15 protein-coding genes are annotated in these 16,592 nt (G+C 53.4%); 5 read left to right on the forward strand and 10 right to left on the reverse strand.

Annotated elements, in window-relative coordinates; translation table 11 throughout:
- Nucleotides 1–2: 2 nt before the first annotated feature.
- Nucleotides 3–455 (forward strand): GNAT family N-acetyltransferase, encoded by a 453-nt coding sequence (locus tag KP814_RS02005; protein ID WP_371824020.1) that lies wholly within the window; start codon nucleotides 3–5, stop codon nucleotides 453–455.
- 15 nt (nucleotides 456–470) lie between these two features.
- Here KP814_RS02005 and KP814_RS02010 read toward each other — a convergent pair whose 3' ends face one another.
- Nucleotides 471–1,106 carry a LysE family translocator gene (locus tag KP814_RS02010; protein ID WP_216735175.1) on the reverse strand — a complete coding sequence of 212 codons (636 nt, stop codon included), beginning with the start codon at nucleotides 1,104–1,106 and terminating at the stop codon, nucleotides 471–473.
- A 610-nt stretch (nucleotides 1,107–1,716) separates the two neighbouring features.
- Here KP814_RS02010 and KP814_RS02015 point away from each other — a divergent pair.
- Nucleotides 1,717–2,127: a GFA family protein gene (locus tag KP814_RS02015; protein WP_216735176.1), complete on the forward strand. Its 411-nt coding sequence runs from the start codon at nucleotides 1,717–1,719 to the stop codon at nucleotides 2,125–2,127.
- A 14-nt stretch (nucleotides 2,128–2,141) separates the two neighbouring features.
- On the forward strand, nucleotides 2,142–2,501 hold the full coding sequence (locus KP814_RS02020; protein ID WP_216735177.1) for a hypothetical protein: 360 nt from the start codon (nucleotides 2,142–2,144) through the stop codon (nucleotides 2,499–2,501).
- A 57-nt stretch (nucleotides 2,502–2,558) separates the two neighbouring features.
- On the opposite strand, the gene KP814_RS02025 is transcribed toward KP814_RS02020, so the two are convergent.
- Nucleotides 2,559–3,299, reverse strand: a complete 741-nt coding sequence (locus KP814_RS02025) for a M35 family metallo-endopeptidase (protein WP_216735178.1) — start codon at nucleotides 3,297–3,299, stop codon at nucleotides 2,559–2,561.
- A 226-nt stretch (nucleotides 3,300–3,525) separates the two neighbouring features.
- On the opposite strand from KP814_RS02025, the gene KP814_RS02030 reads away from it, so the two are divergent.
- Nucleotides 3,526–5,973: a CHRD domain-containing protein gene (locus KP814_RS02030; protein WP_216735179.1), complete on the forward strand. Its 2,448-nt coding sequence runs from the start codon at nucleotides 3,526–3,528 to the stop codon at nucleotides 5,971–5,973.
- A 43-nt stretch (nucleotides 5,974–6,016) separates the two neighbouring features.
- Here the strand turns inward: KP814_RS02030 and KP814_RS02035 are convergent, their stop codons facing one another.
- From KP814_RS02035 to KP814_RS02065, 7 genes are all read right to left on the reverse strand, one after another.
- Nucleotides 6,017–6,496 carry a nuclear transport factor 2 family protein gene (locus KP814_RS02035; protein WP_216735180.1) on the reverse strand — a complete coding sequence of 160 codons (480 nt, stop codon included), beginning with the start codon at nucleotides 6,494–6,496 and terminating at the stop codon, nucleotides 6,017–6,019.
- A 13-nt stretch (nucleotides 6,497–6,509) separates the two neighbouring features.
- Nucleotides 6,510–9,653 (reverse strand): efflux RND transporter permease subunit, encoded by a 3,144-nt coding sequence (locus KP814_RS02040; RefSeq protein WP_216735181.1) that lies wholly within the window; start codon nucleotides 9,651–9,653, stop codon nucleotides 6,510–6,512.
- Complete coding sequence (locus KP814_RS02045) at nucleotides 9,650–11,041, reverse strand: efflux RND transporter periplasmic adaptor subunit (RefSeq protein ID WP_216735182.1); 1,392 nt, start codon at nucleotides 11,039–11,041, stop codon at nucleotides 9,650–9,652. The genes KP814_RS02040 and KP814_RS02045 overlap by 4 nt, the downstream gene beginning before the upstream one ends.
- Nucleotides 11,042–11,043: 2 nt before the next feature.
- Entirely contained in the window at nucleotides 11,044–11,772 is a 729-nt protein-coding gene (locus tag KP814_RS02050) for a TetR/AcrR family transcriptional regulator (RefSeq protein WP_253938089.1), read from the reverse strand.
- 380 nt (nucleotides 11,773–12,152) lie between these two features.
- Nucleotides 12,153–12,527, reverse strand: coding sequence for a DUF6559 family protein (locus KP814_RS02055; RefSeq protein WP_216735183.1), 375 nt, complete (start codon nucleotides 12,525–12,527; stop codon nucleotides 12,153–12,155).
- Between the two features lie 849 nt (nucleotides 12,528–13,376).
- Nucleotides 13,377–13,760 carry a hypothetical protein gene (locus KP814_RS02060; protein ID WP_216735184.1) on the reverse strand — a complete coding sequence of 128 codons (384 nt, stop codon included), beginning with the start codon at nucleotides 13,758–13,760 and terminating at the stop codon, nucleotides 13,377–13,379.
- A 182-nt stretch (nucleotides 13,761–13,942) separates the two neighbouring features.
- Nucleotides 13,943–14,509 carry a DUF4875 domain-containing protein gene (locus KP814_RS02065; protein ID WP_216735185.1) on the reverse strand — a complete coding sequence of 189 codons (567 nt, stop codon included), beginning with the start codon at nucleotides 14,507–14,509 and terminating at the stop codon, nucleotides 13,943–13,945.
- A gap of 358 nt (nucleotides 14,510–14,867) precedes the next feature.
- On the opposite strand from KP814_RS02065, the gene KP814_RS02070 reads away from it, so the two are divergent.
- A complete protein-coding gene (locus KP814_RS02070; protein ID WP_216735186.1) occupies nucleotides 14,868–15,620 on the forward strand; it encodes an ABC transporter substrate-binding protein in 753 nt (250 codons plus the stop codon).
- Nucleotides 15,621–15,648: 28 nt separating this feature from the next.
- Here KP814_RS02070 and arcC read toward each other — a convergent pair whose 3' ends face one another.
- Complete coding sequence (arcC, locus tag KP814_RS02075; RefSeq protein WP_216735187.1) at nucleotides 15,649–16,584, reverse strand: carbamate kinase; 936 nt, start codon at nucleotides 16,582–16,584, stop codon at nucleotides 15,649–15,651.
- Nucleotides 16,585–16,592 lie beyond the last annotated feature (8 nt).

Consider the following 16,592-nt stretch of genomic DNA (forward strand, 5'->3'; position numbering starts at 1 on the left):
CAGTGATTCAATCAGCGCCGACCACGCACTACGAAAATGCGACCAATCACGACGGCGACGCCCTCGCTGAGATCAGGGCCCAAGCGATGCAGCCCAGTCTGGAAGCTGTGGGGCGGTTTGATGCAAACAGAGTGAGAAGCCGTTTCCTGGACACATTCGTCCCGGAGGATACTTTCAAGATCATGGAGAACGGAGAGCTGGCCGGTTTCTTCGTCCTGCGCAACAAGCACGACCACCTGTACCTCGACCACCTCTATCTTCATCCCGATTATCAAAACCGATCGATCGGCGGAAAAGTGCTTGCGAAAGTGAAGTCGGAAGCCGCCAATAAAGGCCTACCAATAAGACTCGGCGCGCTCCGCAACAGCAAAGCCAACGACTTCTACCAGAAACACGGCTTCGTCAAAACGCACGAGGGCGAGTTTGATATTTATTATGAATACAGCCAGCGCTGAAGCCTGCTCATACTGCTATACGCGCTGACTCAACAGCACCCCGCCGCCCATGGTGATAAACAATCCGCCCGAGACTTTTGATATCTTCCGTTCAATATCCTGTGCGAGAAACCGTTGCCCAACTCGACTGATTAACATGGCGTAGCCCAGGTGAATACCGGTGACAATGACGCATATAGAAACATACATAACGCCAAACTGCTCCAGGTGCGACTGCTCCGCATTGATGAATTGAGGCAGAAAGGCGGATAAGAATATCAATGTCTTAGGATTGCTTGCGGAAACAAGAAAAGCTTCAGTGTAGAGCTTGCGTGAGCTGAATTGCGACGCCCGTTGCGTATTATCCGGTAAAGACAGGTTTGACTTGCCGCCAGCCCTCAAGCTTTTGCAACCGAGATAGATAAGATACGCCCCACCCAATACTTTCATCAGAGTGAACCATATCGGAAGCTGCTCAAGAAGCTCCCCCACGCCAATGGCGACAAGGCATACGATCACAAACTGGCAGGACAGATTTCCCAGCACCGTCACAAACGCAGACTTCCATCCATACTGGAAACTGTTCTTAACCACCAACAGAACATTCGGCCCTGGTGATAAAGTAGTGACCAAATAGGCCAGCGAAAACATAAACCAGACATCCCACCCCATCACCCACTCCTTTACCACGCAAACATAGACGCACAGCCTCAAAACAGCGCGAGCCCTCGCCGCTGAACGATCAAGATAGTAGTTAATTCAATTAGTTGAATCCAATTGAGTTTTTAGGCTGTTTAATTGAAAAAGGTGGGGCTCAAACTATGAATTTGAGAAAACAAGACGCACCAGCCCTTCAAAGGAAACGTTAACGTGCTTGATCCGTATTTGGTGAAGTATGAGTTAGCTGAATAGCGCCTTCTAGATAATTTTCTTTCAGGCTGCATCTCTGAATATTCGCTTGCGTTGGGAGCGCCTCTGCTTAGTATAAAGGCCGATTTATACAGGGCGAGTAATTAGCTAGGTAAGTATCAGCAGGCTGAAGAGCGTGTACACAGCGGAGAACTGACTGTCTCAAACATAAAAAGCCGGCTTAATGAATATCTCGATCACGATATCTATCGCTTACACATCAATGATAGTTAGAGGCGTCAACGCTCTTATACTGATTATCGATGCAATATCTGCTGGTATGCGCACCTATAAGCCCGCATATTTGCATACGTCCACTGTCTGACTTTCCACAGACAGGAATGGTTATCTCAACAGGAGCACAGGAAACAAGATGTACAAAGGAAGCTGCCTTTGCGGTCAGGTCAAAATTGAAATCCAAGGGCCGATTGAGTCGATTATTCATTGCCATTGCTCCAAGTGCAGGAAGAGCAGCGGCACGGCTTACGCCACCAATGGGTTTGTAAATACGGCGGACTTGATAGTTCAGGAGGGCGCGGAGCACTTGGCCTTTTTCGAAATGGCGCCCGGACGCAAACGCCACTTTTGCCGGACCTGCGCTTCCCCGGTCTTCAGTTCAAACGATGCAGCGCCTGACCGGGTGAGACTGCGTCTCGGAATTCTGGATTCAGACATTGCCGAACGCCCCCTCTCCCACAATTTCGTCACCTCAAAAGCAAACTGGGACGACCTGGACGCCCAGCTTCCCCGGTATGAAGCGCATGAGCCCGGGCGGGGCGGCTAGCTCAAGTACAGCGTATGGCAAATGATAGTAATGTGGACAATCTAAAAACCGGCTTCATTGTGAGAGAAAGGCCTGAGTTAATAGAATGGCTAAAAAGTCATTCTATTTCTGAATCAGACTATCAATTTATTCCAATAGTTTTGACTTCGGATATTCTATGTCAGCCATTAAAACCAGGATCAGTAATATTTATCCACCAAGACCTAAAGGCCTTTTTCATTCAGCACGAACTCCCTATCTTAGTATTTGGACGTGAGAACATAGAAAAGATATTTGGCTCATTCGAATGCGAGTCTGAACTGTTTGACCGCTTTTGGAAGTTAGATGAAGTATTGTGTGTTGACGTACCGATAAAACATGAAGTGGAAAACTAAGTCATAAAAAAACAGAAAGGGAGCAAAAGGCTCTCCCTTTCCGTTAAACTTTATTACTTAGTTCGGCAAAGCTCTTAAGTTACGGAACTTGTATATTTCCGCCAGGAACAATCCCCAGTTATCCGCATTATTAAGTGACGCCCGCTTGTCCGATCCTATCGCCAGTCTGCCACACTCATGCGCTCCATATGCGATATCGATGGTATCAAGAATTCGGTGGCTAAGTTCGTGGGCGACGCAACGGAATTTGAACCACTGTTCGTCATTGCGATCATTTTCGTCAAAGTTACCGCTCAGGTAGCCTGGCGTCAGGTAGATTCTCAGCCCGCTTTGCACGTTAACGTACCCGCAGTTGGCTCTGAAAGTGCCTGTCGTTTCCTTGACCGTATACTTCTTGCTTTGAGGCGCATTGTTATTCAGGCGATGGAAGAAGTTATCATTGTTTCTATGGGAAGATTGTCCCAGTTGATTGTCAAAGTCGGAATCGTAAGGGTTCAATCCTACTTTAACCATCGGCCTGACCCAGCCAATATAATCTTTGGGGTGCCTGGGCGCAGAGACAAAGGTCAGGCTAGTGCATTTCCTTGTTAAATACTTATGCATATTATTCAAGCCTTCGAGGACCGCCTTGATATTCCCCCCGCCAAACCATCTATTTATCGAGCTGCATTTTGGAAGAGTAATAGACTCAGCCAATATTGTTTCCAGCATGTTTAATGCATTGCTTATTTTTACCTGTTCGCCGTTATTAAAAGGGGCTGCATCCCCCATGCTTTCAAATCTTAATGTGTAAGCCATGATTTAACTCTCCGAGTAGTTCTATGTTTTTATATATTCCTCACCCGGGAAAGCGACCTAGGACATTTTTCCCCTTATAAGCAATAGTGCTTAGTCCAAATAAATTTCTCTCCCACTGCATCCAAACCACTCTTCTCGGTCGTCATACGACTGACGATAAAAAAATCACGCCGGGGTGGTTTTGTCCGCCGCCGGCTGTATTCCATGAAACAGGGAGAACCTCTTGATGAATCTTTTTGAACTGACGCGTCCTTCCCGAGCAGTGCTCTGTGTGGGCGCAATATGCACATTGGCGGCCTGCAGCAGCGATGACAATGGCCGCCCCAGTACCGACAACACCTCCAAGGTGACGCTGACAGCCCCCATCCAGAACGTCTTACCCGCAGCGCAGCTTCCTTCCAGACTGCTGCCGTCAGCAGCGCTGCAATCTGATTTGCTGCCCTCCAGCGAACGCGCGAGCGAATCCGCCAGTCTGCGCATTTTCGATGTAACCTTGAGCGTGGAGCAGGAGGTGAACGCAGACGGTGTTGATAAACTGGTCAATAAAAACGCCACGGCAACTGCGGAATTCAAACTGGATTCGTCTATGGGCGAAGGTAACGAAACCTTGTCCGCCAGCGTCAAAATCACAGGTTTGGACGAGGACGACGCCGTCACCGCCGTTCACCTTCACAAAGGCTTCGCCGGCGCTAATGGCGACATGCTGATCGCCCTGTCCCGCGACGAGCTGGACCCCAATCTGTTCTATCTGCCCAGCGGTACGAAATTAAGCGACCTGCCCGGCGCATCGTTGAATCTGCTGCTGAGCGGCGGCTGGTACTTCAATGTCCATACAGACAAAAATCCCAAGGGGCAATTACGCGGCCAGATTATTCCCGGGGACATCCAGGCGGTAAGAATAGCGCTGGAAGGCGCACAGGAAGTACCTCCAGTAACCACACCCGCTGCCGCCGACATCGAAAGCATTGGTTATTTTACCGTGGATACCGATGACGGCAGAATCTGGGCGAATATCCAGAACATCGGCTTCCAAGGAACCGCCGCCCACGTTCACTCCAACTTCGCCGGAGCCAACGGAGATGTGGTGATTGCGTTGAATGACGTCAGCGCGGATCAAGGTCTGGAGCCCGGCGTATTTTTCAGCAGCGCCCCCGGCGCGGTAGCCGCAAACCTGCCCAAGCTGCTTAACGGCGGTTATTACTTGAATGTTCATTCCGAAGCGAATCCCAGCGGCGAAGTGCGTGGACAGATTCTGCCTAAAAATGTACAAACCTCTCGCCTGCTGTTGCAGGGCGAGCAGGAAGTTCCTCCCGTGGCTGCGCCAGCAGCTGAGAGCGCCTATGGCATTGGTTACGTGACGGTCAGAAGCGATCTTCCCAAAGTCTGGGTCAACCTGCAGAACCATGGCTTTAACGCCACCGCGGCGCACATGCACAGCGAATTCGCCGGGGCTAACGGCGACATCGTCTTTGCTCTCAACGATATCAGCGCCGATCTGGAGCAAGCGGAGGGAACCTCCTTCAGTAAGGTTGTGGAGATGGATCAGAGTCAGCTCGCCAAGTTTCTCAATGGCGGTCTGTATCTGAACACTCACTCGGCAGCGAACCCTTCTGGCGAAGCCCGTGGTCAGATTCTTCCCCAGCATGTGCAGACCGTTCGAGCCTCTCTAGAGGGGGAGCAGGAAGCGCCTCCGGTTCTCGCGCCAGCCAGTGGGCAGGTGAACAGCCTGGGATATCTGACGATCAGAACCGATACCCGCGTGGTGTGGGCCAACATTCTGAATGCTGGATTCACCGCGACTGCAGCCCATGTGCACAACAATTTCGCCGGGGCTAACGGCGATATCGTCTTCGCCCTCAATGATGTGAGCGACGCCGACGGCGCCGCCCCGGGCTCGCACTTCAATAAAGTGACCAAGCTGGAGGAAAACCAGCTCGCCAAGCTGCTTATCGGCGGCTATTACTTCAATGTTCACTCCGACGCCAATTCCAACGGCGAAGTACGTGGTCAGATCACTCCGGAGCATATCATTGCCATGCGGACTGAGTTACAGGGGGAACAGGAAAATCCACCGGTGACCCAACCCATCGCTGAAGATATCGCCTCGACAGGCTACGTCACCGTGCATGATGAAACTGGCGCTATCTGGATCAATATTCTCAACCAGGGCTTCAACGCCACCGCCGCTCATCTGCATACTGGTTTCGCCGGCGTCAATGGCGATGTCGCTCTATCTCTGGAAGACGTGAATGGCGACGGAGAGCTGTTCAGCGCAACCCGAGGCGCCAAGCTGGCGGACGTCGCCGGCCTGTTGCGCGGCGGCTTCTATCTGAATGTCCACAGCGACGCCAACCCCAGCGGAGAACTGCGCGGTCAGGTTGTTTCCAATAACAGTTTTGCGCTAAAGGATAACTCCAGCGCCGAGAATGGCTTCTCCGGCTATGTGACGGTGACGGATATCGACGCCCATGACTTTACGGCGGCGCTCAATATCAAAGGTCTCGCTCCCGACAGCGTTGCGGCGACCATTCAAAACGCCAACGGCGCGTTGATAGCAGAGCTTGAACAAAACAGCGACTTGCCGACGTTGTTTCAGGCGGAGGGACGTTTACCGGACTATGACGACCTGTTAAACGGCGCCCTAACCTTCAAAGTGGAAGGGAATAGGGAGTAACTGTCAGCGCCGCCTTTCAAGGCGGCGCTCTTCATTAAGCCATCTAGGCTTTGTACTCCGGGTTCTTATCCATAAAGCGCCGCAGGTTGGTATCCGCTGTGGCCTGCACTTTATCTCGCAGCATTTGCGACCAGCCCAGCGCCCAGCCAGTCAAGCCTAACGCGTGACGGGACCAGCGCCAGAAGTCGAAGCGGTCGCGGTGGCGATATATTTTGCCGTCCTTGAACTCAAATTCGGCGCGTAGTTTGTTCAGCACGTAACGCCCGGTTGTGGAAAAGGTATAACCCGCTCGCCAGCGAGCGGAGCCTCGCCGTTCGTCGGCTTCAACGTGATGAAAGTGCAACGACAGGTCCGCCCCGCGTTCGCACAGCATATGCCACATGGCCCCGATTTCCTTGCCCTTGAGGGTGAACACTTCATCCTGAAACTCCGCCTCTTCGTGATAGCAGGCTTGCATGGTTCGATAATCTTTATCCTTAAAGGCTTCATAAAAACGGGTCACCAGTTCGGCGTTAGGGTGCATACCTTTTGTCCTTTTATTCTTGTGTAAGCGGCGGCGGATTCTGCGCCGGCGCAAACTCCTCCTCGGGTTCGCCGACGACCGCCCTGGTCAGACCGAAGTCTTCAAGGATCGTATACACACAAGGGATGACAAACAATACCAAAAGCGTGGATGCGCCTACGCCGAACACAATACTGGTGGCCAAAGGAATCAGAATCTGCGCCTGCAGACTGGTTTCAAACAGCAGCGGCGTCATCCCCGCCATGGTGGTCAGGGAAGTCAGCAGTACCGCGCGGAAGCGGTCATGGCTCGCCTTCGCGGCGGCGTCATGCACATTCATGCCCTGCCCCACCCGCATCTTGACGAACTCCACCAGCAGGATGGAATCATTGACGACAATGCCCGCCAGCGACACAAATCCCAACAGCGACGGCATGGTGATATCCATTCCCATCACCACATGCCCCACAATCACGCCGATAAACGCCATGGGGATGTTGAGCATAACGATGACCGGCTCAACATAAGATTTGAACTGGAAGCTCAACAGAATAAAGATGCCCGCCAGCCCCATCAGAAAGCCAAGTTTCATCGAGCCCTGAGTGGCCGCGCCCTCTTTGATTTCGCCCTGAATACTCAGCTGAATGTCTGGATAGCGTTGCTGCAGTTGCGGCAAAAAGTGCTTCTGCATGTCGCCGATCACCGCCTTGGTGTTGTTCAGGCTGATGTCGACATCGCCATACACCGTAACGGTGCGTTGGTTATCCACCCTATTAATGCGCGAGTAGCTGCGACTGGGGATGATCTCCGCCACGTTGGATAGCGGAATCAGCGCCTTGCTGACCGGATGCACAATGGGGAAGTTGTCGAAGTCCGCCAACTCGTCGCGGGACTCATCATCCAGGCGCACCACCACCTCGTAGGTTTCCAGGCCGACGCTCGACTCCAGCACCGTCACGCCCTGAAACGCGGCGCGCAATTGCGCGGCGATGGTTTGCGCGTCCAGGCCCAGATCGTAAGCGCCGGACTTCAAGTGTAAGGTGAACTCCGGCTTACCCGGACGCAGATCATCCAGCAGGTTGATCACGCCAGGATAGCCCGCCAGCCAGTTCTGCAACTCATGAGACGCCAGCGATAATGACTCCAGATCGTCGCCACGCAGGCGTATTTCAATCGCGCGTCCGCCCGGCCCGATCGTCGGCTCCTTGAACAGCACCGACCATACGTCCGGAGTTTCCCCAGCCAGTTCACGCCAGCGTGACGTAAAGGCCTGCAAACTGAAATTGCGGCGCTCGGCGGTGAGCAGGTCGACGCTGATGGTGGCCAAATGAGGACCGGTTTCGAAGGCGTCCGCATTCTGGCCATAGTTCACCGTCACGGAACCTATCGCAGGCTCCTCCTGCTCCTTGTTGAATTCGGAAGCAGTTTGCTCCAGCGCCTGAGAGTAATGCGCCACCATGGCCTCCGTACGCGCCTGCGAGGTCCCGGTAGGCATGATGAGGCGCGCCTGCACGATATCCCCTTCCAGGTCCGGAAACGCAGAGAATTTGATAACCCCCGAGGCCAGCAGACTGACGCACAGAATGAACGTGGCGATAACGGCGCCGACAAAGCCGTAGCGATGTTTGATCAACACTGACACGCGCCGATCAAGCCCTTGTCGGATCTTCTCAAAACGCTGTTCAAACCCTATGCGAAATCGGGAGTCTTGCTGTTTCTCCGCATGGGCGAGAGAGTGCTGCAAGTGATGGGGCAGAATGAAAAACGCTTCAATCAACGAAATAGTGATCACCGAGATCAGCACGATCGGTACGACCACCAGCACCTGACCAATATCGCCTTCCAGGAACAACAGCCCGGTGAACATGCACAGGGTCGTGAGAAACGACGAAAACACCCCTTTCGCCACCATCAGCGTTCCATCCACCGCCGCCTGCAGGGGCCGCTTGCCCTTGCGCATCTCCGTGCCGATGCTCTCACTGATGACAATGGCGTCATCCATGAGAATCCCCAGCGCCAACAGCAACGCCACCATGGAAAGCATGTTGATGCTCACGCCCATATGCCCCAGCACAAAGGCGCTGGCCAGGAATGAAACCGGCAACCCCATCACCACCCAAAACGCATAACGGGCGCAGAAAAACAGCCACATCACCGCAAACACCAGCACCAGCCCCTGCCAGGCGTTGCTGCTCAACATGCTGATGCGGTCTTTGACGACGCTGGTGTAATCCTGAGTCAGACTCAGCGTTACTTCCGACGGCAAACGCTGGCTCTCTTCCGCAATAAACGTCTCCACTTCCTGCAGAATACGCAGACTGTCGTCACGGGTGTTTTTGGATATTTTCAAAAAGGCGGCGGGCTTGCCGTCGAAGGTGGACTTGTTCTCCTCCAGCTCAAATTCGTCGACAATTTTGGCGATGTCCCCCAGGCGCACTTCCGCCCCATTGCCGCCCCGCAACACCACCAGATTCTCCAAGTCCGTGACGGTGCGTTTTTCATCGCTGAAGCGAATCTGATAGTCGCGGTAGTCTGTTTTCACATCCCCCGCCGGCAGGTCCACATCCTGCTTCGCCACCAGATTGGCGATGTCCTGCAAACTCAGGCCGTATTGACGCAAATTGCTTTCCGGCGCCTGAATCTGAAATTGCCGATCAGAGAACCCCTGTATGTCCACCAATGGGATATCCGGGTTACGCAGGATGCGCTGTTTCACCTCTTCCGCCAGGGTTTTCAGCTCGCTGCGGGGCAGGTCCGCGGTCAAGGCGATGGTCACCACGTTTTGCGTGCGCCCCAGCTCCTTGACGACAGGCTCTTCCGACTGCTCCGGCAGAGAGCTGATCTCATCCACGGCGCTTTTTACGTCATCGATAAAGTCGTCAAAGTCGCCATCCTCCAGCATTTTCAGGGTCATCAGGCCCATGGAGTTACGAGCTTCACAGCGCACTTCCTCCATGAAGCTGACGCCTTCCACCGCTTCCTCCAGCGGCTTGCAGACGGACAGCTCGATATCCGTCGGCGTGGCGCCGGGATAGGCGACTTTCACCTCAACCTCATAGCTCTTTATTTCCGGGAAGGTCTCCCGCTTGATCTGCGGCAGCGTCATCACGCCGATGAACATAAAGAAGCCCATCAGCAGATTCGCCGCCGTAGGATGCGTGGCGAAAAAGCGGATCATAGGGTTTGCCTTCCTTGCGCCCACTGCTCGATCAGCGCTTCGGCTTCATTATCTTCCTGCGGAGTCACCAACATGCCCGCCACAGCGGGAAACAGGTCGGTAGTGACGACGCGTTCGCCCTCGTGAATAGCGTTATCGCCCTCGTTGTCATCCTGCCGGATTAACAACATCGCGCCCTGGGTTTTGTAGTGGGGTTTGATTCGACGCAGGCGATTATCTTTATCCACCACATACAGCTCATGCTCCCGCAAAGCGTCTCGTGGCAGCACTAAAAACGGCTGCGGCGCGCCTTGCAGCTCCACCTTGGCGTACATCCCTTCTATCAGCGGCGGCCGCACGCCGGGGCGGGCGGTGCGATAGGGATTATCAACCCCGACGATCACGCCGAGCGTGCGCGAGGCCGCTTCCAGATTATTGCTGATGCGCTCCACTTTGGCGTCCCAGTGCGTGTCCCCGTCTTCCGCCAGAGCGACGCTGGCGGCGAGGTCCAGCTCAGTGAAAATATTGCTGGCGGCGTCCTGCTCCAGAAACTTCTGAAACAGATCCTCCAGATTGGCGAACCCTTCCGCTAAAAGACGGAACTGGCTAAGGGGAAACTGCGCATTAACCAGCACTTTATCGATGGTCTGAGCGCCGTATAGTGAAGCGCCTACAGCGACGAACTGGTTCTCCTCCACCGACAGGCGGGTAATGCGGGCGTTGAACGGCAGGCTGATGTGAGTGCGCTCCAGATTGCGCTTCTGCGTCTCCACCGCCGCTTCGGCGATATCCTGCTTGGCTTGCAGCACCTGTAATTGATACGGCAGGGTTTGCAGCTGATTACTCAGCTTCTGGGTTTCCTGCCTCAACTGCAGCACAACGGACTGCTGCGCATCGTAGTTGGATTGCGAGGCGGAGCCTTTCTGCAACAGCCGCCCGATGCGCTCCTGCTCCTTCCTGGCGATCGCCAGTTTTTCCTGAGCCAGTTTCAGGTCCTGCTCCGTGTCCTCTATGTTCAGCCGCATTTCCTCCAGATTGGCGCGGCTCACCGCCAGATCCGCTTCCGCCTGTTTCAACGCCAGTTGATAGTCGCGGTCGTCAATGCTGACCACCAGCGTTCCCGCCGGCAGTATGGAGCCCTTCTTCAACAGCGGGTGCACATAAGTCACTTTGCCTGACACCTCCGCCTTACTGTCCAGCACCACATCCGGCGCCACTTCGCCAAATCCGGTGATACGCGGCCTGACCTCGTAACGCTTGGCGGACACCACCTTCACCGCCGCGGGAAGCTGCGCTTTATCCGCATGCTCCATCGCCGGGCGACTCTTGATAATCGCCACCGCCACCGCGACGCCGGTCGCGACCACCAAAGGCAACGCCCATCGGCGTTTCATCCAGGCCAGGCTCATAGTCAGTCCTCTTTCGTATTGTCAGGTTGTGAATGGAGGTGTGAATGGGAGTGTGGGTGAGCTTGTGAATGGGATTGAGGCGCTGCGCCACAGCCGGAGATAAACATGCGGTAGACATGCTCGATCCATTCATCGCTGCTCACCAGTTCATCGGACATATCCCAGGCCCGCCTGCGCACGGGCCCGCCGATGAAAGGCGTAATAATCAGATTCACCAATGAAAACGCCGCCCACTTGGGGTCCACGTCCGCGCGCAAATTGCCCTTTTTCTGTTCTGCTTCAATTAGCTTAGGAAGAAACATCGCCATGCGACGGGGCATCAGGTCTATAAAACGGTCCTGTAACCTGCCCCGCTCCGACAACACTTCATCGATGATGAACGTAATCAAAGGCGGACAATCGACTATTCTGGTAATAGCGGCGCGGATAAACCCGCGAATGGGATCAGGCTGGGCGATCACTTCGATAATACGACCAAACTGTTGTTCGCCCAGGCGCTCAATCAAGGCGATGAAGAGATCTTCTTTGCTGCCGAAGTAGTAGCTGATCATCGCGGACTTCATGCCCGCTTTCTCAGCGATATCGCGAATGGTGATGCTGCGATAGCTCTTCTCCCGCAGCAATTCAAAGGCGGCGTCCAACAGATCGTCCTTACGCTGCTGCTGCAGCGCAGGGTCCAGAGGGCGGCCGCGCTTGTTTTCCGGCTCTTTGGCCTCAGTTTTCTTACGCATGTAAAGCCAATTAATTTATCATTCGATTAATTTAATCGGATGATAAATTAATTAACCAAAATCAGAAAGCGAAATTTTTGAGAAAGACATTCCCGCTAACAACAACGCTCAACGACAGAAATTCAGACGCCGCCTTACAGCGGAGAGTCGCAACATTGCAGAATAAGAATCAGAGGACTTCTATTGCGGCGCCCAGACAGAATAGCGAAGAGCCAGAATGGCGCTCACGGAAGAAAGGTTGCTGTAGCTCAGGCTAAAATGAGCCCGCTACATCGCAGTAGTGAATGAGCGAGAATGCGTTTGGGCATTATAGGAAAAGCGACATTAAGACGTAGAACGCGCTGCTTCTGACAGACACGTCACAGACAACAGCAGAACCGCTAAAAGCTGGAATCTCCGCCGCTATCGCCACCGTCAAACCCGCCATCGGAGGCGCTGTGGCTTGAGTCACCACTCCAAAAGATGGAGCCTAACGCCAGCGTCATTCCGAAGTTTCGCGCCGATTCATAACTCACGGCTTGGTCGACTGAGGTCTGGTGGTTATTAGAATATTTGACGAAGTCCGCTTCTTTACAATAAAGCGCGATAGCGTAGCCGAGGTATTTTTCAGATAAGCCGAGCTCCTTCACCAAAGCCCTGACTTTTTTCACCGAGTACACTCTCCTGCGCCCACTCCTCTTGGCTAACGCCGGCCCCAACACTCTGATATAGCTCTTTACCGCCGCCCGGCGTCGCCACCAATTTCTAGTAAACATCTAAACTCCCCTACCCACTTCTTATAACTCATCGCCACTGCTTAAAGTCAGGCGCCTTTTGTCCATATTGGAGTCAATGACGTGACTTGCGGCAGCCCTGACAGCAACAATGATGATGACTGCAAAAGACGTCATACCATTGCCTCTGTGGTGAAGTTATTCGAATCCACTTAATACAACACAGAAAGGCGTACTATGAAGGTCCCAGGCTCTAACGTCTACAAATCAGGGCTCAGATTACTGCTCCAACTCCAAGCGCCTGACTTGTTCATCTTCCATTCTGCGCATGGGCCAACAAAGAACAAGTGCGATCAGAATCGCCAACGAGACTATCAGACTGACTACTAGGTAAGGCCATGTAAACTGTAAGCCCGCAATAACCAGCCAGGTTAAGGATAGAGTTACAAAAAGCTGAGTCACGCCATAGTAACCAGGAAAGAGATAAGAATACTTTCCACATTGAGCGCAACGAACGGGACTCTCTTTAGACGCCCCCGCTCCTTTAATGGATATCTTGTTTTTACAATGAGGACACACTCTCATTTGTTCACCAATCAAATTCGCTCACTGGTATCGCTGGCGCTTCCAAAGACTTTGATGTTTCTGTGATAAGTCAGTGAGTATATTTTTAATCTTTGGCGGCAGGTATGGGAGGCATCAAAACACAACCAAAGGCAAGTTTTCAACATCAAAGCAAAGACAAAATCACAACAATAATTGTCTGAAGGCCCATTAAGGACCCTTCATAGCCCTGTTCTCCACTAAGCGGTACTGACTCGATAGACCCGCAGCGTCGGGCCATACAACAACGGTTCAACCTTCTCCAAATAAGCAGGGCGCCGCCCGCTATCATTCCGCCTGCTTGACCACTTTTATGTAAATATCCGACACCCAAAAGCCTTCCTCGATGCTGGGGACGAATTTTTCGTAGCTGATATCGCCAAGCGCGCACTTGCGGTCTTTTAACTCCTCACCGACTTCTCTGAGGAGGGTGGTGGAAGCCAAAGCCTCTGGTACAAGCGCCGCCAGCGGCGCAATTGCTGAACCTAACTTGTCCCTCGGCGAATTCAGGTACGCATTTAATTGTTCGGGATAGTTCAGTCGGTAAAACTCGCGAAGTTCATTCATTGTGTCCTTCGACATACCTCCAACCAAACGCATATTGAACGGGCACTTGGGAATTTCCATCGCCTTAAACGCCGCCTTCACTGGAACGCCATCTTTCTCCATCATGTAGAACTCCAGATAATGCATAGCGCCATAGTTTCTTAGCTCATGTATTCTCAACTCCGTTGAGTGGGAGAAAAGCGAGAGTAACAAAAGCCATAGGGCAAGCGTAAATTTCATATTCGTCCCAATAGAGTTAGCAATATATGAGCGGCGTGTTTATCCCTGGCGGGCTTATAATCGCTCCATCACTCAACGTGATAAGTATCCACCCAAAGCCCTGTAGTGATGTACTTAGGCTCATGCCCAAGCTGGGATTTAACATATTCATCAAGCTTTTCTGAATAATATAAATCACCAAACTTCTTCTTAAACTCAGGCTTACTTTTTTCGTATAAAACCGTGTCTGAAATTTCCTGCTCCGTCACTTTTTTGCCTGTGGTCGATATGTTCCACGTCCAGGAGCCACGTCCAACCCCCTTCCATCCAGAGCCGTCAGGACTGTAATAGGATGCGCCAATCAATCGGCCTTCCTGACATAGAGCACGGTCTGGAGCTAAGTGCAGCGCAATTTTGATATCCGGCGAGGCGCTTTGGATATCCATTATCGCCTTCACCATCGTGTGCGCCCGCTCTTCTTTTCCTATCGCTTTAGACGCGACGCAGGAGAATATGTAATCGTTATCGCCTTCACTGATTTTTTCTTGGCTAACAACGTCATAAGCAGCAGCCTTCGAGAAACCAATGGATGGCGGCGCGGCATAGGTAACGGTCGTAAGAAAGGCGGTTAACGCAATGGCGATTGCTCTATTCATTGTTGTTCCCCGGGCAAAAGATCAATGACTGGCCGCCAGCTTATATCATGTATCAGAACGAATGCATTCATCTTGCCCACTGAAAGATAAATAGAGCCGCCAAGGTCGCTTATTTTGCCCGCTATAAATCCTAATTAGCGTCAGATCACTCCAGCGTCAAAACATAGATACATCCGGGTTCCTGTAAGCCCCCTAAAAACCGACAAGTCTGACCTTCTAAAAAGCTGGGCTATACTTACTCGATAGACCCGCTGCGGCGGGTTCAGGCCAACGGAGTGTCACAGGCCTCCGCCGGAATCGGCGGCGCCAGACGGATTCAGGTTATCGTCCAGCGTCAGAGAATTTCCGGAGGCTTTGCATGCTCCGTTTGTGTGCTTTATTGATACTGCTCTTCCCTCACGCCGTTTGGGCTGAAACGGTGCTCGCGTTTACGCGTCTGGTCCCCTATCACTACAACGAAAATAACGCTCCCCGAGGCATCAGCGTGGCGCTGGTGGAAGAGGCCTTCAGGCGTATGGATGAACCGGTGAAGTTGATCGAGCTGCCCTGGAGCCGGGCGCTGCGTTATCTGGAGAACGGCGAAGTGGACGGCGTGTTTGAGTTGTTGAAAACGCCGGTGCGGGAGACCTATGCAGATTACTCATCGCTGGTGTTGATGATGGAGAATGTCTCACTGTTCGTGCCGGAGAACAGTCCTATTCAGTTCGATGGCGACCTGCAGCAACTGGCCCAGTTTCGCTTTGGCGGCCTGCAGGATTTCAGCTACGGCGAAAAATTCGACGCCTTTCGCAGCATGGAGCTGAACACAGACTTCGTCACCGCCGTGAGTCTGAACGATCTGTTTTTACGCCTGATCAATGACAACCTGGATATCATCGTCGGCGATCAACGCGGCGTTCTGTTGGAGTACCGGCGTCTGCAGGGCCAAAAAGTGCGTTCTTTACCACAGATCAAACGCCTGCAGCCGAATGTGGAGGAAACGCCAAGTTACATCGCTTTCTCCAAGAAGTCCCAACGCGCCAATCTACGCAAGCGCTTCGATCAGGCGCTGGCGAATATGATTGCGGAAGGTGTGTATTCGAAAATCGTCGAGAATTGGGCGGACTACTGAGCGTAGTCCGCGCGAAGTCAGGCAAACCTTAAGCTACTTCCAACGACCCAGGCGCGAATTGCGTACTGATGCGGGTGCCCGCCTCCCCTGCAATCATGGCTTCAATATCCCGCAACGAACCAATCACTGCGGGCTTACCGGTAGTACGGGCGAACTCGCAGGCGGACTGCACCTTCGGCCCCATGGAGCCGGCAGGAAACGCGTCCGACTGCAACGCGTCCGGGTGCGCTTTCGTAACCAGACGGGAGTCCGGCGTTCCCCAGTCTTGATACACCGCGTCCACGTCAGTGGCGATAATCAAAAGATCCGCATCCAGTTGCTGCGCCAGCAAAGAGGAGCACAGGTCTTTGTCGATCACGGCTTCGACGCCCTGCAACTTGCCGTCGCGGTTATACAGTGTAGGAATGCCGCCGCCACCTGCGCAGATGACTACCGTGTTTTTCTCCAGCAGCCACTGAATGGGCCGGATCTCAAAGATACGGCGCGGCCGCGGACTGGGGACGACGCGGCGGAATTTGTCGCCGTCGCGGGCGATGCGCCATCCTTTCTCAGAAGCCAACGCCTCGGCTTCCGCCTCTTCGTAGACAGGCCCGATAGGCTTGGTTGGATGCTGGAAAGCTGGGTCATTCGGGTCCACTTCCACTTGGGTGAGCACGGTAGCCAGCGGCGCATCCGCAGGCAGCAGATTGCCTAGCTCCTGTTCAATCATGTACCCGATCATGCCTTCGGTTTCCGCCCCCAACACATCAAGGGGATACGGCGACACCGACGCATAGGCCGCCGCCTGCAACGCCAGCAATCCGACCTGCGGACCGTTGCCGTGAGCAATCACCATTTCATTACCCGGCGCTACGGCGGCCAGACGCTCTGCGGCCAGGCGCACATTGATGCGCTGATTGTCCGCCGTCAGGGGCTCCCCCCGTCGCAGCAGGGCGTTGCCGCCCAGAGCCACTACTATCCTCATCGCCGCGC

It is taken from the genome of Hahella sp. HN01 (assembly GCF_018986435.1).
GTDB lineage: Bacteria > Pseudomonadota > Gammaproteobacteria > Pseudomonadales > Oleiphilaceae > Hahella.

Excerpts from the sequence above, each read along its gene's own strand:
- KP814_RS02010 (WP_216735175.1), bottom strand. The coding sequence starts at position 1,106 with ATGGGGTGGGATGTCTGGTTTATGTTTTCGCTGGCCTATTTGGTCACT.
- KP814_RS02015 (WP_216735176.1), top strand. The coding sequence starts at position 1,717 with ATGTACAAAGGAAGCTGCCTTTGCGGTCAGGTCAAAATTGAAATCCAA.
- KP814_RS02020 (WP_216735177.1), top strand. The coding sequence starts at position 2,142 with ATGGCAAATGATAGTAATGTGGACAATCTAAAAACCGGCTTCATTGTG.
- KP814_RS02025 (WP_216735178.1), bottom strand. The coding sequence starts at position 3,299 with ATGGCTTACACATTAAGATTTGAAAGCATGGGGGATGCAGCCCCTTTT.
- KP814_RS02030 (WP_216735179.1), top strand. The coding sequence starts at position 3,526 with ATGAATCTTTTTGAACTGACGCGTCCTTCCCGAGCAGTGCTCTGTGTG.
- KP814_RS02035 (WP_216735180.1), bottom strand. The coding sequence starts at position 6,496 with ATGCACCCTAACGCCGAACTGGTGACCCGTTTTTATGAAGCCTTTAAG.
- KP814_RS02040 (WP_216735181.1), bottom strand. The coding sequence starts at position 9,653 with ATGATCCGCTTTTTCGCCACGCATCCTACGGCGGCGAATCTGCTGATG.
- KP814_RS02045 (WP_216735182.1), bottom strand. The coding sequence starts at position 11,041 with ATGAGCCTGGCCTGGATGAAACGCCGATGGGCGTTGCCTTTGGTGGTC.
- KP814_RS02050 (WP_253938089.1), bottom strand. The coding sequence starts at position 11,772 with ATGCGTAAGAAAACTGAGGCCAAAGAGCCGGAAAACAAGCGCGGCCGC.
- KP814_RS02055 (WP_216735183.1), bottom strand. The coding sequence starts at position 12,527 with ATGTTTACTAGAAATTGGTGGCGACGCCGGGCGGCGGTAAAGAGCTAT.
- KP814_RS02060 (WP_216735184.1), bottom strand. The coding sequence starts at position 13,760 with ATGATGGAGAAAGATGGCGTTCCAGTGAAGGCGGCGTTTAAGGCGATG.
- KP814_RS02065 (WP_216735185.1), bottom strand. The coding sequence starts at position 14,509 with ATGAATAGAGCAATCGCCATTGCGTTAACCGCCTTTCTTACGACCGTT.
- KP814_RS02070 (WP_216735186.1), top strand. The coding sequence starts at position 14,868 with ATGCTCCGTTTGTGTGCTTTATTGATACTGCTCTTCCCTCACGCCGTT.
- arcC (WP_216735187.1), bottom strand. The coding sequence starts at position 16,584 with ATGAGGATAGTAGTGGCTCTGGGCGGCAACGCCCTGCTGCGACGGGGG.